Annotated in this window: 10 protein-coding genes; 4 read left to right on the forward strand and 6 right to left on the reverse strand. The window is 60.6% G+C overall.

Features of this window, described 5'->3' with window-relative positions; translation table 11 throughout:
- Positions 1–155 precede the first annotated feature (155 nt).
- From P4L93_09565 to P4L93_09590, 6 genes are all read right to left on the reverse strand, one after another.
- The gene (locus tag P4L93_09565) at positions 156–1,478 is read right to left on the reverse strand and encodes a putative DNA binding domain-containing protein (GenBank protein ID MDR3687188.1); all 1,323 of its coding nucleotides are present in this window, start codon (positions 1,476–1,478) and stop codon (positions 156–158) included.
- A gap of 42 nt (positions 1,479–1,520) precedes the next feature.
- Positions 1,521–3,248 carry a diadenylate cyclase gene (locus P4L93_09570; protein MDR3687189.1) on the reverse strand — a complete coding sequence of 576 codons (1,728 nt, stop codon included), beginning with the start codon at positions 3,246–3,248 and terminating at the stop codon, positions 1,521–1,523.
- A 57-nt stretch (positions 3,249–3,305) separates the two neighbouring features.
- Positions 3,306–3,686, reverse strand: a complete 381-nt coding sequence (locus P4L93_09575) for an endonuclease domain-containing protein (GenBank protein MDR3687190.1) — start codon at positions 3,684–3,686, stop codon at positions 3,306–3,308.
- A 498-nt stretch (positions 3,687–4,184) separates the two neighbouring features.
- Entirely contained in the window at positions 4,185–7,355 is a 3,171-nt protein-coding gene (locus P4L93_09580; GenBank protein MDR3687191.1) for a DNA polymerase, read from the reverse strand.
- Positions 7,342–7,662, reverse strand: a complete 321-nt coding sequence (locus tag P4L93_09585; GenBank protein MDR3687192.1) for a hypothetical protein — start codon at positions 7,660–7,662, stop codon at positions 7,342–7,344. Before P4L93_09585 ends, P4L93_09580 begins: the two co-directional genes overlap by 14 nt.
- A 179-nt stretch (positions 7,663–7,841) precedes the next feature.
- Positions 7,842–8,483 (reverse strand): hypothetical protein, encoded by a 642-nt coding sequence (locus tag P4L93_09590; protein ID MDR3687193.1) that lies wholly within the window; start codon positions 8,481–8,483, stop codon positions 7,842–7,844.
- A gap of 54 nt (positions 8,484–8,537) precedes the next feature.
- Between P4L93_09590 and P4L93_09595 the strand changes: the two genes are divergently transcribed.
- The 4 genes from P4L93_09595 to P4L93_09610 all read left to right on the forward strand — a co-directional run bounded on the left by P4L93_09595 (position 8,538) and on the right by P4L93_09610 (position 15,879).
- Positions 8,538–9,431, forward strand: a complete 894-nt coding sequence (locus tag P4L93_09595) for a hypothetical protein (protein ID MDR3687194.1) — start codon at positions 8,538–8,540, stop codon at positions 9,429–9,431.
- 61 nt (positions 9,432–9,492) lie between these two features.
- Positions 9,493–11,022, forward strand: a complete 1,530-nt coding sequence (gene cas1 / locus P4L93_09600; protein ID MDR3687195.1) for a CRISPR-associated endonuclease Cas1 — start codon at positions 9,493–9,495, stop codon at positions 11,020–11,022.
- Positions 11,023–11,305: 283 nt separating this feature from the next.
- Complete coding sequence (locus tag P4L93_09605; GenBank protein MDR3687196.1) at positions 11,306–14,071, forward strand: SIR2 family protein; 2,766 nt, start codon at positions 11,306–11,308, stop codon at positions 14,069–14,071.
- Between the two features lie 56 nt (positions 14,072–14,127).
- On the forward strand, positions 14,128–15,879 hold the full coding sequence (locus tag P4L93_09610; GenBank protein MDR3687197.1) for a hypothetical protein: 1,752 nt from the start codon (positions 14,128–14,130) through the stop codon (positions 15,877–15,879).
- Positions 15,880–16,023: the final 144 nt, after the last annotated feature.

The raw sequence follows: 16,023 nt of genomic DNA on the forward strand, positions 1-16,023 counted from the left end.
TAGCGGCCGGAAGTGACGCGAAGTGTGACATCGGCTGGGGACCTGGGTGCCAGAAACTAGCGACTAGGTGCTCAGGAGCCCAGAAACTAGGGCCTTGGTGCCCGGAAACTCAGGATCTCGGAGGGGTTGGGAGTTGGGGGGCGAGAACCCCTGAACTAGCGCCGCCTGAGCGAGTCGATTTCACCTTGGATCGTCATCGGCGAGAGCTCGTAGAAATCGAACGCGGCGTGAAGTGGCGCAATCAACCGGCCCACCAGTTCCGGTAGGGTGTCTCGCACTGCTTCGACTGGGTATTCGACCTCCGAACGAACGATTGGCACGTGGGCAGTTCCCCTCGCGAAGAAGGAACGCCCTACGCTAATCAGTCGGCGGTCGGACAGACCCGTCCAAGTTGCGCGAAACCTGACTTGGGCAGGGCCCTCGATGAGCTGCGCCGCCAACCGCGCCGAGTGCAGTAGGGCTTCGCCGACACGCCACACTGGAATGATGACATCGAATCCAGTTCCAGGGGGCGCGTTCGGTACGCCGCGGTCCTCCTGGTAGCCGCGGAGCAAGAAAGCCCGGCCGTCGGTCGCTACCTGCCAGAAGTCGCAGTCGCTCGGGTCTTCCTGTTCCAGAGATGCCAGACAACACGCAATAGAGTTTGTGCCGATCGGGCTCGGCGGCAGTACCCCGAAAGACTGCATCATCCATTCTGGCCAACCGGTTTCGTGCCCCTGTGCCATCTCGAGAGCGCTGCGAAGTCCGCGGATGTCGACCGGCGCGGGTTCTCCGACAAGTTGATAGGCTAGGCAGTAGGAGCCTAGAGGAAACCTTGCCGGGTGCTCGTCGGGAAAGCCGCCTCGGTCGAGAGTGTCCTTCCAAGTCTGCATGCTTGTGTGGGTCCACTCGTCGAGGATTGATGCCGGTAATGGGCCTTCCACAGGTAGAGGGCTTCCCAAGAGCACGGCACGTATGCTGGCCAGCATGTCCTCGCGCGCGTTCAGCACGCAGCGTCTAATCAGCCCATCCCACTCCTCCGGAGTCTGTGGCGATTCGCTCCGTGGTCCGTGTCGCCGTATGTAGTAGACGTTCTGTTGGACGTGCTGGTTGTTCGGCCCCCCACGTGCCGCGCGGACTGGAACGGCATGCCCTCCGTGAACCACCACCACGGGATACGCATTGCCAGAATCATCAGTCACGAGACGAACGTCACAGTGAAACTTGGGCGATGCATATCGCTCGACGACATTGTTCACGATGTCCTGCGAGTACTCGTTTTGCGGCCTGCGGCCAGCCCCAGGCACATAGCCCCCATCAGCCTCATCAAAGCCGATGACGACGTAGCCGCCTCCGTGGTTTGCGAGAGCCAGAAGAGCCTGAGCCAAGTCGGCTCTCGCGACTCCATCAGATAGATCAAGCCAGCCCTTTACCTCGATATCCAAGTCCTCGCGCACATGAACCACGAGGTCCCTGAGGCGTTCCGGCGACAAATCCATTGTCCAACTCCCCTCCTAATGCGCGAGCAGCCGCACCGAGGCTCATCGGAGGAGCAAGTCCCCCCGCAGGTCGCTTGCCCCCGTGAAGGGACTCCGCACCCAACTAATCGCGTACGGGTCCTGTCTCGAATTAGCCAGCTCGAGAAGTGAGTTGATCTCTGCTGCCTCTGGCGACTCGATGTACGGTCGCCTCTCGTCAAGCCAAGACAACGCTCGGTTCATAGCTCGCACGTCGAGTGGTTCGGCGTTGACCGCGATTCTGAGATCCCCGACGATCGAATGAATCAGCGCAACACGCATCTGCGGAAGAAGTGCGGGCAGCACGTCCACATCACCGTCTTCCGAAACAACGACGGCCACGCGACAGCCAGTAGGCAAACAGTACCTAGCGGCCGAATTGAACCTTGCACCGCGGGCAGGCGTACAAGCCTCAGTCGCCAACCCATCGAGAATCACTCCAACGGCATGACACTCCGCGTTGCCATCGCAGAGCACGGCGCCGTCGATCCCGGTCACCAATCGAACCGTCTCAGGCGATAGGGGCGTGGGTTGTACGGGCAGCGCTTGACCCGCAAGTCGGGATGCCTCGCTTTCAGCGTCGTTGGCAAAGACCACCATCGTTCCATGGCGTTGTTCGATAGCGGCACTGACGACAACCCACATGGCCTCAACCTGAGGCTCGGTGGAACCCAGGACTCGTCGTGCCACGTCTGCGAACCTTGCTCGGTCAACTCTCGGCCGGGGCAGTGAGGGGAGGCCGGACACAACACGCATGAGCACGTTGGAGTCGTGAGTGAGCTGCCAAGCCTGATGACCGGTGTACTCAACGATGAACGCGTCCTCGGCGCCCCAATCGAAGCCGGGCGCAACGTGAACAAGCCGAGTGATGACGTCACCTTCGCACTGAACGAGTGTCGAGTCGTCTGTCATCTCAAGCGCCTTGCGCGCCGCCCTCGTCACGGACATACGCACCGGCCTCTCAAACCGAACTACCTCTTCCAAATCATCGCGGCCTTGGCGCGCCAAGATCATTCGCCCCGTACTGGCCTCTCCTTCAAGTCTCTGTCCCGCGAGGCTAGTGCAATCGTTGAATAGCCTTTGGGCTAGGCCCAGCTGCCATCCGGGCGTGAGCATCAGTCTGTGGCCGGCCGCCCGAAGGAGAGCGTCAGGCGAGGCGGATACCTCGAATGGGCCGTAGCCTTCCCGGTCGGTGTGCAACCCAACTTGACACGCCGCAAAATATTCAGCGACCGCGCTATCAATGAGCGAGACTGCCACGCGCCAGTAGTCGTCAAATTGGCTGTTCTGTAGCGAGTAATAGCTCTCTACGACTGCACGGTCCAATTGAAGAACAACTAGTACATCGAATCCCCGAACTTTGACTGGAGCGGAAGCAAAGGATGTGCGGTCTGGAGAGCTGAGAGCCCCCAGAATCTCAAGTGCGGCAGACCGCACGGAGTCGGCCCTGATGCTTTCCGCATGGCGCTGTTGTTCCAGTGGGTGAGAGTGGAGTGTCTGGTTCGCTGGGTCAGATTCACGAATGACCTCAGCGCGCTCGTAGAAGCCCGCGAACTGGTCCCAGGTGTACCAGCAGTCGTCGGGGTCGACGACGATCGTCTCTTGGCCGTCAGCGGAACGTCCGAGTGCTAGAAGAAACACGTACGGCTGCAGCCTCGCGTCGAGCCGCTCCATGAGTAGGTCTGCAAGTACCTTCACGCCAATTCGAAAGTCGTGCTGCCAGCCCCAAACCACTTCCCCAGTATTAGCCACTTGCACCCCTCGCTTCTCGCCATTACCAAGAGCGACCCACTCGCAAACGTCCCGAGATCACGCACGCGGAGTTTCGGACTCGTTCTCGACCGCAGGGCCCCTGACCGATGCGTTCGTCCGCACGCGCTCCAGATAGTCCGCCGCACGACGGAGCAAGGCTGGGCTGTCCTTCATCTTGCCAAGTGTGAGATTGCACGGACTGCATAGATACCCTCGCACCAAGCCCGTTGAATGAGAATGGTCGACATCAGTTGCAGGTGCTCCACAGATGTCGCACGGCACACCCGCGTCCAACCGCGCCATTTCTTCGTCTGACAGTCCATATTTCCGAGATCGGTGCAGGTGTGCCGGGCACTTGTCATTCTGGACAGCGTAGCGCGTGCATCCATCGACAACACACCGCTTTGCTCCCAGCTTGCCGGCACGTTTCAGCTCCACGTAGTGCTGCGAACAGTAGCCCAGCTTCTCGGCTCGGCGTTCGCATCCGTCGGCAAGACAAGGGACGCCACCGAAGGCTCCAGCGGCTAGGGCCTCGGCGTAGTGTTCGCGGCACAACCCTCGCGCATGCTTCGGGCGACCACAACCAAGAGCGCTGCACTGTGCCTTGTGGAACTCTCCGCGAGCACGAGCGGCCGCATAGTGCGTGGAACAAAGCGAGCGACCGACGACCGGTTTGGTGCAGCCATCAACCGAGCACGGTGTTCCGAATTCGCCGTTCCGCTGCGCTTGGCCGTAGTGCTTCCCACACAAACCGCGTGCGTTGACGGGTCTGCCACAGCCATGCACGCTGCAGATGCTTCGAGCCAATCTCGTCCTCCGAGTCCCGTAGTCGTCCCCGTTCTCGCCAATATATCTCTTGAACGCAACTTCACGAGTTTCCACTGCGGCGAGTGGGATGCTGCGGAGCCGAACATGACCGAATTCGCGTCCCTGGCACTAAGGGGCGAGACGCCTTCGATGAGCTTGCTGGCGACATTTCGGACCGCAATAGAGGGCGCGCGTTGCGCTGAGTGCCGCACCGCATGTGGGACAGCTCTTGGCCATTCTTGAGGCATGTTCAAAGACCGCTATGAACTCCTCGAGCCGCTTCAGTCTCGTGGGACCCACGCTAGAAGGCGGCCCCATCAACGCATCCCGGACAATCGCGTCAACGGCTTGCATCACCCGCTGCTTGGTTTCATGTCTCGGCGCGCTACCGGCGATCAGCCGGTTCGTGGTCGACGCAGACACGCCAGCGGCCTCACGTATCTGGCGTGGCGCAATGAATCTCATCGCGGGAACGTAGTGAGTGAGAAACAGGTCATCGTTCCTCGGCTCGTATCGATTTCTGACCTGCACCGGATCGCGAACCAACCCCGCGTTCGCCTCGTCGAGTAGGTTGGACTCCTTCCCTATGTACTCGATTGACTGCACTTCGACATGGCGACGATGGAGCATCTCATTGCCCTGCTGCAGGCCCGACCTGCCCTCACTGTCTGCCATCTTCGTCTCGGGATGGGCGACGTATTCCCACGCGATGTCCGCGTACGCTTTGAGGGTCACCGCACCTTCGATGATCTCACCCACAGTGACGGGATAGTGCATGCCAGTGTGAATCTCCACGAACTCGAGTTCTCGCCATTTCGAGGCGTCCGCCACGTACGGAGCTACCAGAGTGAAATGCTTCGCGTCCTCGCCGAGGGGAAGTCCGAAAGGGTCAAGCTGAGCACAGACCATGAAGCTTTGAGGCGCGACCCGCTCTCGGAGGGGCTTGGAGCTGTTCGCTCCCTTGAACCACGACAGTTGTGCTGGCGAGCTGACGGCGAAGCGACTCAGTGCCGGTGCGTCGAATCCGGGAAGATCCGAGACTTTGAGCTCGATGCCCGCAAGGGCTGCTTCGATGATCCGGAACCACAGGTCGTACTGCCACCGCTTGGTTCCGACCTCTTGGAGAGGCACTGAGGGGTCTGGAATGTCGGGAGGCGACTGACCGTCCCTGTATGGCGGGACGAGGTGACCTAGGCGATGCGCCGACGCACGGCGCAGGATCGGGCGCCCGTCCTCATCGATGTTGAAGAGGGCGTAGCGCTTCGACGAGATCGCGAAGCAGTAGAGCGGTTCGATACGGCGTTCTTCCTTCGGATGTCCTATGCGGTAGTTCACCGATTCGGGCTCGAAGAGCGGACCGCCGCCTTCGTAGGGGTTTAATGGATCGAACCAGCTTGAGACGCGCAGCGCCCTCTCGACGAACTCCTCTTCGTTCATCCCCTCCGGCTTGGCAAGCGCCATGGAATCCGTGTCGCAGAAGACCCATGACAGCCCTTCGCGTGTCGCGAGGCACTCGGCAAGCGCAAGCATGAGGTGGGCACTCGCTGCGACGAACGTGGCGACGAGCGGATTGAAGTAGTGGCCGGGCTTCTCAACCAATCTCACATGTTGGTCGTACGAGTTCCCGTCAACGTCGAACGCGGTGACGACTCGTCCCTTGACGAAGCGTTCCACATTCAATTCCAGACCGATTCCGTACGCGGCAGAATTGGCGATGATCTTTGAAGCCAGCTGGTCAGCGTCAAGCCGGGCCGCAAGCGCGAAGTCGCCTGCATTGCGCGCGGCATCGCGTCGGATCTTGAGTCGGCACCGACGTTCGGTGAGCGCGCGGACGAAACTACCTGCGCGCGGATCGAAGAGGCCATCCGATCCCGGAAGCCGGACCTGAGAGAGGCCCGTTTGGATTCCTTGAGGCCGGAAGCGCCAGGCTCGATGCACTTTGGGCGCATGGCCGGTGAGAAGAGTACTCCCAAGGCAGTGCGCGATCGTGTAGACGTGCCGATGCGCACTGGACACGTAGCTCGTCGACACAGACGAGGCGCCCCGCTTGGTGAACTTGCAGCGCACTGGCAGTATGTCGCAGTCGGGTTCGATCTCGACGAGCGTCGTCAGATCTCCCCACAAATCGGGATCTCTGAGGCTTTCGGGAGTCACGTGATCGAGTAGTCGCTGTGTCGCCTCGGTCGCGTCTTCGACTTTGACGCTCTCGCATATGACGAAGTCCCAAAGACCGATGAGCGAGAAACCGGTCGGGTAGGCTGACAGGAAGTCGCAGCAGAATACCTGAGTGACTTGCTTCCTGATCTTGGTTTCGCACCGGCCACCGTAGTACGCCTCCATAAGGGCGGAAGTGACCCCGGGCGGCAGGTCGGAGGCCCGCTCTGCCCAGGTACGGATTCCCATCTCCTTGAAGTAGCCCTTGGCGACGCTTGCCGAGCTGTAGATTGCGGTGATGGGCGTTCTGCTCAGATTGAAGTCGAAGTAACGATCGCGCAGAGTGACGAAGCACTCCCACGTGGCCAAGACGTCAGTCATCGCGTAGTCGAGGTAGTCCTCGGTCAGCGTCTTGCCGTGGCCACCGCTGGCATGCTTGGTGTGGGCTACGCCGAGCAGGCGGGAGAGCGTCTCGAGGGAGTGCGATTCACCCGTCATCGCCGACGCAATAGTTCGGACGTCGACGAAGTGACCGCGATGGCGCGCGACGCTTCCACCCTTGTTCCAGTTGCGATGTTCAGCGCTCCGGCCATGTCCTGACGCGAGATCGATCAGCGAGGCGCGACGGTTGATGCGCTTCACCCGCACTCGTGGCCTCACTGGGTTCTCCGTCAGAACGTGAGTGAATCCGCCGCGCATGCGACGTTTGCTGCTCAGGGACCGAAGCGCAACGCGGGGGAAATCGAACGGGAGGTTGAAGCCGACGCAGAGCCCCGCGGCATCATCCACCACAGGGAAGAACACGCGGTTGATGAATCCGTTGCGGGTGCGAACCTTGTAGCCGTGCCTCTTAGCCCACGCCCGGAGAAGTCGCAGTTCATCGGGCGCAAGAGCATCAGGATCGTAGAAGACGCCGTGCTCCTGAATCTCATCTGTTTCGAGCACGAGGTACGTTCCGAACCGTAGGCTCTGCGCCTCATCGGTCGAAGTCTCGGTGTCGAACACGAGCGCGAAACCTGAGTGCGGCAAGCGCTGCCAGCCGGTTGTATCGGGCGACTTCCTCCCTGCGACTGCGAACGCGCGGACCGCGATATCGAGCGGCTCGGGTACGGGGACGTCCAGCGCGGAAGAGCTAGTCTTCTTCATCGGCGCCGTCCTCTTCTCCGCACGGAACCCAGTAGCGCGGACCGATCGTGGCGCGAAACTCCCGGTCCCTTGCTTCCAGCTGAGCCGGTAGCGGCTCGAGGAAGATGAGACCCTGCTTCACCAGGTCCACGAAGCCCCGAATGATTGCCGCGATTGTCAGCATCGGACTGCTATCAGGGTTTCGCAGGGTCTCGTCGGGCCATTCGCGCTGCATGTCGCTCAGTTCTCTGTGATCGTTGGCGTCCACCGTCATCGTCCTTTCGTCGTTATGGCGTCCTGCCACGTGGTGCTCTTCGGTTGGGGTCATTCCTGTCTCCGCGCGCCGACAGCGGTAGCAGATGATGTCCGGGGCGACACCGATGAGAGCGGCGGGCCGGTCCTCTCCGCAATTGGGGCAGACTGGGCCCGGCGCGCCGAGACGTCGCAGGTGTCCTTGGCGCCGCCGCTCATCGGCAAGCTTGCGTTGGAGGTAATCCATCGGCTCCCCTAGTCCTCGCCAAGGGCGTAGATATCATCGAAATCCAACTCTCCGCGATTTGCCCACTCATCAATGGCCAAGGGATCGGTTTCGAAGTAGTAGCCGCCCGCGGAGACACCCTCGAGCTTCGCAAGCGCTGAGGCGTCACTTGGAGGATGGGTGTAGCGGCGCACCGCGTCCCAGTACGAACCGACGAGCGAGCGCTGCCGCGAACTCGTTGTGCGGACGAGCTGCATGCCGTCCCGAGTGAGGATTCTCATTGGCACTGAGAGCCTGTCGCTCTTGGTCGCTTGGTAGCGCCCGGACGGCGCCTTGACCCAGGCGGAGGCCGTGTGTCTCAGCACTGTCTCGCGAGTGGTCCCGACCTGGCGAGCTGCCTCGGACGGAGAGAGATGTTCGGCACGAGCAATCGAAAGCGCGCGCAGGGCGGCCTGTCTGTCCCGTTCGAGCTTCAGCTTCATCACGTCAAACGCATTCGCCACAACTGCCCGGCGATAGGCGTCATATGAGGGGAAGACACGCCCCGCAAGCGGCCCGCTCTTGGGCCGGAATGGTTGATTGCGATCCGAACTCGACGTGCCCATTTCGGCACCTCCATGCGACTGGTTGGTGTGCGTTGCAACTACCTTGTAGTCCAACGCATTAGCCATGAGAAGCCCCCAAGAAGGGTCCCATGCTCAACTCTTTTGGTGTAAGATGTATCTATGGCTGGAGAGACACTGGGGAGATCAGGCGGCTACACGCCCGCGCAAATGGTTGCGGAGGCCGAGAAGCATGGCTTCAAGGCTTCTGAGCGCCTCATTTCCGACTGGGCAGAGCTCGGCCTGCTCGACGTGGCGGAGAAGTCCGGGCGCGGGCGAGCGCGCGGCATTGTCAGAACGCGTTCCGAGCACCAGCTCGACCTCTTCCTCTCCCTGCTGCGGCAACGTCAGCACGGAATCAACCAGGTCGGCACGCTGGCCAACGTTCCCGTGTTCATCTGGTTGAACGGGGGAGACAGTTACGTTCCGGTGCGTCAGATCGTACGCGCCCTAAGGACTTGGTCCGACCGGTACGCCAAGGCTGAGTGGTCGAATGCCAAGGGGGCCGCGCTTGGGTCGATCGCACCGTTCATCGACCCGGCCGCAACCGACGGAGCCAAAGAGGCCCTGCGTTTGGCGCTTGCCGCCGCGATGAACGGAGATGGTCGATTCGACCGCTTGCGCGTTGAATCGCTGCTGCGCGCGGTCATCGATCCCGAGGCAACTGGACGAGCTCCCGGGCCTTCCGGCGCCAATGTCACGCCCGAAGGCGTCGCCGCCCTGCTGGCTGCTCGCTTCGAAGCCCGTGCTCGCGCTCGCAGCGGCACAATCTCCGAGGCCGAGCTTCGGGATGCGCGAATGCTCTACCTCTACAGCCACGCGGCCTACGCAAAGGAGCAGCCGGGCCTCGCTGCCGACTTTCGCTCGCGGGGTCGATTCGCAGCACCGGCTCTGGATGAAGTCGCGAGCCGGGCGTGTTTGGATCTGCTTACCGCGGTCGGGCTGAACGCTGACCGACAGGTGGTCACGACGAACCAGGAGGCCGACGGGGCGGCGACACGGCCACCAAGTCAGTAGAGATCGCCCCCGCGACTGCGGACACAGCCCGGGGGCACGGCAACGGAAGGTGGGCTTCCGAATGCGGCTCGATACTAGCGCACCAGCGCGGATTGAAAGCCGGGCGGGCGTCATCGTGCTCGATGGCTACGGGATATCGGTCTCGGTTCGACGAGGCCAACTGGCCTTGAGCGATGGCATCGGAACGACACGTCGCGAAGGCAGATTCTCCAAAGCCACCGGCAACCTGCGACGCCTCGTCATCGTCGGTCACACGGGGGCGATCAGCCTCGAGGCGATCCGTTGGCTTCACGACGGGGGCGCGTCGCTCATTCAGATCGATCGGGATGCAACCGTTCTCTTCGCATCTTCTCGTCGGGGCCGCGATGATGCGCGCCTCAGGCGAGCTCAAGCGATTGCGCCCTACTCCGCGACCGGACTCGAAGTGTCTCGCGAGCTTCTTGTAGCGAAGCTTGCTGGACAATTCGATGTTGTGTTGACCTTGCCTGAATCAGGCGAGGCATCCGATCGGATTGGCGTGGCTGTGCGGTCGGCTCGGGAGGCAGGCACGCTCGACGAGCTCCTGCGAGCCGAGTCGGATGGCGCCACCGCCTACTGGGGCGCTTGGAGCGCACTAGTGGTTCGCTTTCCGAAGCGCCTCCTCTCATATCTCCCTGAGCATTGGCTCACATTCGGGCAGCGCAGCTCGCCGTTCTCCGGATCACCGAGGCGTGCCGCCAACCCTACTAACGCTCTTCTGAACTACCTCTACGCGATCTTGGAGGCAGAAACCTCCATTGCCTGCGCAGCGGTAGGGCTTGACCCGGGTCTTGGGTTCTTTCACCTGGACACGGCTAGCCGCGATTCGCTTGCGTGCGACGTGATGGAAGCCATCCGCCCCAAGGTGGATGCCTACGTCCTGAAGCTTCTGTCATCTCATACGTTCTCGCCAAAGGACTTCTACGAGGATCGCAAGGGCGTTTGCCGCGTGCTCGCACCGCTGACGCACGAGCTATCTGAGACAGCCCGGGTTTGGCAACTAGCCGTGGCGCCGATTGCGGAGCGGGTTGCGCAAATGCTCGCCGATTCGGTCCGGCAGGATGGGCCCGCGCTTGCCACCCCGCTTACACAATCGCGACGCCGCGCGTCTCAAGGACTTCCTCGTGTGCGCGTCGCAAAGCCGACAGGCGGCAAGCTCCGTGGTGTGTGCGAGGCATGCGGCGAGACCGTGCCGAACGCAGACCGACGTCACTGCGACGCGTGCGACGCGAAGCGCATTGCCGAGCAGGGGGCGGCACTTGTCTTACTCGGGCCCCAGGCCCTGCAACGCATGAGAGAAGAAGGACGCGATCCCGCGCACGGCGGAGCCCCGAGTCAGAAGCGCAGCGCCACTGCGAGGATGCGAAGAATCGCCGAAATTGACTGGGACCGGACGCATGATCTGGCCGACCCCGAGGAGTTCACCTTGGGCATCTTGCCGAAACTGGCTGATTGCTCACTGCGGGAGCTCTCCAAAGCCACGGGGCTGTCGCTCCGATACTGTTCGCTCATTCGCCGAGGCGAACGGGTTCCTCACGCCCGCCATTGGGCCGCGTTCAACTCGTTTGCCTAGAACTGAAATGTCGGTCCCGACTGCTATGCTTGACCCGTAGCGGCTGCGATGCCTCGGGAAGCGTTCCGCTCCGTACGACGCATCCAGCCCGCGCAGCTTGCCGATGCACCGGCCCCCCGTGCTTGTCACGGAGGGCACAGCGCGGGCAGCGGGGGGTCCACGCCGAAGAAGCTGCATCAATCGGGGAGCGGGTTTCTCGTGGACGGCAACACGTCAGCGACCCGTGCCGGGCTTGAATGGCGATCGCGTCGGGAGTAGAAGCAGGGGAAACGGAGAGGCCAGCATGGGCATCGACTATCGGCTGATTCGGGCAATCAACACCGGACGGTGTTTCGCTCTGGTCGGGTCAGGACCGTCGAACGAACTCGGCTTTCCGTCGTGGAGCGAATTGGCTGCCGGGGTCGTCGAGGGGCTGCATTCGGCCGACGTGGGAATTGACGAAGCCTCCTACGCCAAGTTCCTAGGTCAGAACAAGCTTCCAGAACTGTTCCGATTGGCGGAGCGCGACCTCGGTGATCGGGCTGAGCTGCTCCGCCTGATGGAATCGCTGACGGTACCGCGGCGGAAGGGTTCCCACCACCTGTACGACTACCTGGTGAGGTGGCCATTCGCCTGCTACCTGACGACCAACTACGACGACGAGCTCTCGGAAAGACTGGGGGCCGCAGGGAAGTACTTCACTGTTCTCCGCAATTCACGCGACGACTTGGCGACCATTCGTGAGGGTGTTACGGGGACCGTCTACAAGATCCACTCTGACTTCACGGAACCAGAAGACGTGGTAGTCACTAGCGAGGACTACCGTGGTCTCAGGCTAACCGGCCACCAGTACTACAGAGATCGGCTTCAGCAGGTATTCCAGACGTTCGACGTCTTGATCATCGGGCACAGCCTCGAAGACCCCGACATTGGGCTGGTCCTTGAACTGGCGAAGGAATCGGCGAGCGCCGAGCATCCCGTGTTCATGATCGTTGCGAACGCCACGAACGGAGAGATCGACGAGTACTTCGAGAAGTACAACATCATCGCCACCACATATCACAATGCAGAAGGGGAACGCCACAGGGGCCTCATCCGCCTGATGTCGCAAATCGACCTGTGGGTCGCGCCGGAGGTACCGGACCGTGTGCCCACGCACCGACCTGTCGGCGACGAGGAGATCGGCAGGGCAACTGGTCTCTTCTTGTACCGCAAGCTGGCACCCAGCGCAGACGATGCGCACATCCTCGATGCGGCCCTCTCGCCAGTGGTTCTTTCTGCGCTTGAGGAACATCGAAAGCTCCCTGGTATCTCGATTGATGAGATCGCAGCGCTGCCCGCGGTAACCGCGATAGCAGCTAGCGCGGGCAACCGTGACGCAGTTGAGGCAGCCTTGAATGAGCTTGATTCTCGTTCCCTCGTGAAGCAATACGATTCGCGCTACTGGATTTCCGAGTCCGGCTTGTCGCGCGTCGCACAGGTACGCGCCGTGCGACGACAGGTTGAGGACCAAGCTTTGGGACAGTTCGCACTGACGTTCAAGGAGGCCGCCGAGTCGCTCGGGGCCGCGGAAGTCACGACCGAACTGGCAAATAGCGCACGTGCCATCATCAGGGAGGCAGTCGCAGAAGTCTTCCAGCGTCGCGCTATGGCAATCACCAATCGAGTGATAGCGGGGCAATCGCTCGCCGCAGAGGACATGCCTGAGGTGTTCCGGGCGGTCAACAGAGCCTCCGGCGTGCTGGAAGATCGCGCCGTACGTGCCGCATTCCTAGAAGCGGGGCGTGATCTTCTCGTGACACCTACCGCCGAACAACAAGAGTATTTGGCGGCACTGTCCCAAGGCTACTTCTTGGAGCATCTACTGGGGCTTGATCCCGAATGTGCAGAGATTCGACGTGGGCTGTTTGACGACACCTTCTGGATTTGTGACTCAAGCGTTCTGCTACCACTTTGCGCGCTCGGGACACTCGACCATGAGTTTGCGCTTGATCTGTTTAGCCGATTCAGGGCTCGAGATGTGACGATCAATGCCACTTCGCGGCTGATGGGCGAAGTGTGGCGGCATCTCGAGTGGGCAATGAGCTTCGTGGAAAGGCATGGCGTCGACTCTATAGAGTTCATGACCGCTGCTTTGGACAAGGATGGCTTTAGGCAGAACCTCTTCTTGGACGGTTACATTCGTCTCTCGGCGCGCGGCGACGTGGGCTCTTTCGACGACTACGTCAACAAGGTTTGCCCAGTCGGCTGCAGCAAGTCAGGACTCGCTGAGAGCCTTGGGCGGTTTGGCCTGAACGTCCTCTATGAATACGACCTTGGCGACCTAAGTGAGCTGCAAGGCAAGATCGCTGCGTATCGCCAGTCTCGGGGCACGTGGAAGAACGAATTCCAAGTCATTGCTGAAGCGGAAGTTCTTGAGTACTCAAGGTTGGTGCTTGAGGGCGACATTCCTGTTCCTGGGATGAAGATCGGTCCGCCCAAGAAGTCCTACTTCATCTCACACAGCCGAGTCTTGGACAAAGCCAGGCGCGACATCGACACGCTGATCTCGTGGACGCCCGAGGCGGTCTATCGTCTGGTCACGTCGCTGCCGGGAGCTCCAATAGACGCCGCACTTCTCCAGCAGTGCATGCTTAATGACTACTACTACGCCGGGGTGTCGTTCATTGATCGTGCGAGCTACCTGCGGTTCTTCGGGCCAGCCATTAGCCAATCACGCCTTCAGTTCGAAGAAGAAAAGGACAAGTACGTCAGCGCCGCCAGCACGGTGGGCGCGGAGGAACTTGAGGCAGACTTCGAGGCCACCGATGACCTACTGAAGCCATTCTTCTCATCGCAGATGGGATGGCGAGTCGCCCGGATCGCGAAGTACAACGCAGACGCAGCGTCTGCGAGCGCAACAGAAGCTAAATTGGATGCCGAGAAGCGTATTCGCGACAACGACGAGCAATGGCGCGAGAAGGTGAAGGCGATTAACGCGCAGAATATCGCCGCAAAGCACAATGCCGCCGACCCAAAGCACGTGCGAAAGAGGGCGCGGCAAGCCAAGCGGCGGAAGGGCAAGAAGTAGCCCCCCAACCCCTCGGACCTGTTTGAAACTGGCTATCTAGAGAGGTGGGTGGACTCATGCTCCTGGGCCTGCCGGAGGAATTCCCCGTTAAGCGTCTCGGCGAAATGTCGTTCGGGTCGGCGGACGCCAGTACCGACGAGCTGCTGGAGCCGTGTTTCTGCGAAGTCGCGCCCATCAGGCGGATTCTCAGCGATGAGTACACCATCATTCTCGGCGAGAAGGGCGTCGGCAAGAGTGCCGTCTTCAACATGATCGATAGAGGACGCCTTCGTCTGATCACTGACCGCGGCACCCTGGTTCTCCCCATTGATGAGAGGTTTCAGTACCAGTCCATTCGCGAGAGTGTCCTCGCTCAGGTCAAGCCCTACTCTAAGAGCCAGGGCTTCCGTCATCGAGTCGTTTGGGAGACCTTTCTGCTCTTTCGGATGCTTGACTTCCTGAATGAGCAACTGGGCTCAAGCCTGCCGCCAGATCTGGCTCAAGCGGCAAAAGCCACCAAGATTCTCCTCGGCGGAATCGACAAACCCGACTTCACCGACATTCTGGAGAACGCCAAGTACGACATTGATGTGGAAGTGGAACTCGGGGCAACAGGGACAATCACGCCGAAAATGGGAGTCGGGGTTGCCAGTGGGAAGCCTCCGCACCAGAAGGCTCGGAGTACCGAGGAGTACTCGCTGAATGCAGACAAGTACAAGCGTGCTATCAATGATTTCCTTCGCAGCCAAGGAGTCTGTCTCTACATCCTGATAGACCGGCTCGATGACTTCACGTCCGACAAGAACTACGACGCACAGAGAACCATGCTTGAAGGACTGCTCGACTGCGAGATGGACTACCAGCGTTTCGACTCAATCAAACTGAAGATCTTTCTCCGAAAGGACCTATTTGAACGTCTGATGCTGCCGAGCGGTGGCAAGGACAAGGTCCTCAATCGAACGACAGAGCTGACGTGGGATGATGAGCATATTCGAGAGTTCATAGCGAGGCGCATCCTTCACAACTATCGCCGACTGTTCGAAGTGGATTCCTTCGGCTTCGTCACGGACGAGGGAGAGCTCTACTTCGATGATCTCAACCGGTCCTTGTTCGGGGAGCCGCCGCCGAACCCGGCAGGTCGCGCGCGGAGCCTTCATGGCCTTTTGACCATGTGGGTGCCAGGCCCGTGGTTGCGCGTCGTCGAAGAGAAGATCACAAGAAGAGGCCCATCGGATGCTGCAGAACCTGTGGAGCGCACCACGAATCTGACTGACCAGATGTCGCGAGCGGTCATCACGACTCTGTTCCCAAGGAAGATCTCGCACCTGGACGCTAGCGGAAAAAACGATCTGATGGACGCCAGCAAGTACTTCTCAACCCATTTTAGTCTCGGGAGCTGCAAGACCACGCCGAGGATGGTCATGTGGTACATGAGATTGTTGCTGGACAAGGTCCAAGACTATTACGAAGGCAATCCGGACAAACGCGTACTACTCAACGGAGCAGACGAATACCCGTTGGTTCGTCAACAATGCATCCGAAGCGCATACAAGGAATTGCAACGCGAGGTCACCGCATCAATCACCAGCGTCAACGTGGAATGGAACAAGTGGCTGGTGCGAATACTTGAGGGCAGGGGTGATCGCGCAACGATGTCCTATTCGGAGATGCGCGGCTTGGTTGCAGAGGGAAAGGGCGTGAATGAGCGGAGTTTCGGGCAATTCATCGCCTTCTTGACCCACGTAGGTTTCATCGAATGCGAGAACGCTGACTCCCACGACATGCGAGAACGGCTGTTCACACTGCCAGTGATATTCAGGGCGGTGTGACCCCCCCCCAACTCCCAACCCCTCCGAGATCCTGAGTTTCCGGGCACCAAGGCCCTAGTTTCTGGGCTCCTGAGCACCTAGTCGCTAGTTTCTGGCACCCAGGTCCCCAGCCGATGTCACACTTCGCGTCACTTCCGGCCGCTA

Source organism: Coriobacteriia bacterium (assembly GCA_031292615.1).
Taxonomy (GTDB): Bacteria; Actinomycetota; Coriobacteriia; order Anaerosomatales; family JAAXUF01; genus JARLGT01.

Coding starts and splice junctions, on each gene's coding strand:
- P4L93_09565 (MDR3687188.1), bottom strand. CDS start 1,478: ATGGATTTGTCGCCGGAACGCCTCAGGGACCTCGTGGTTCATGTGCGC.
- P4L93_09580 (MDR3687191.1), bottom strand. CDS start 7,355: ATGAAGAAGACTAGCTCTTCCGCGCTGGACGTCCCCGTACCCGAGCCG.
- P4L93_09585 (MDR3687192.1), bottom strand. CDS start 7,662: ATGACCCCAACCGAAGAGCACCACGTGGCAGGACGCCATAACGACGAA.
- P4L93_09590 (MDR3687193.1), bottom strand. CDS start 8,483: ATGGCTAATGCGTTGGACTACAAGGTAGTTGCAACGCACACCAACCAG.
- P4L93_09595 (MDR3687194.1), top strand. CDS start 8,538: ATGGCTGGAGAGACACTGGGGAGATCAGGCGGCTACACGCCCGCGCAA.
- cas1 (MDR3687195.1), top strand. CDS start 9,493: ATGCGGCTCGATACTAGCGCACCAGCGCGGATTGAAAGCCGGGCGGGC.
- P4L93_09605 (MDR3687196.1), top strand. CDS start 11,306: ATGGGCATCGACTATCGGCTGATTCGGGCAATCAACACCGGACGGTGT.
- P4L93_09610 (MDR3687197.1), top strand. CDS start 14,128: ATGCTCCTGGGCCTGCCGGAGGAATTCCCCGTTAAGCGTCTCGGCGAA.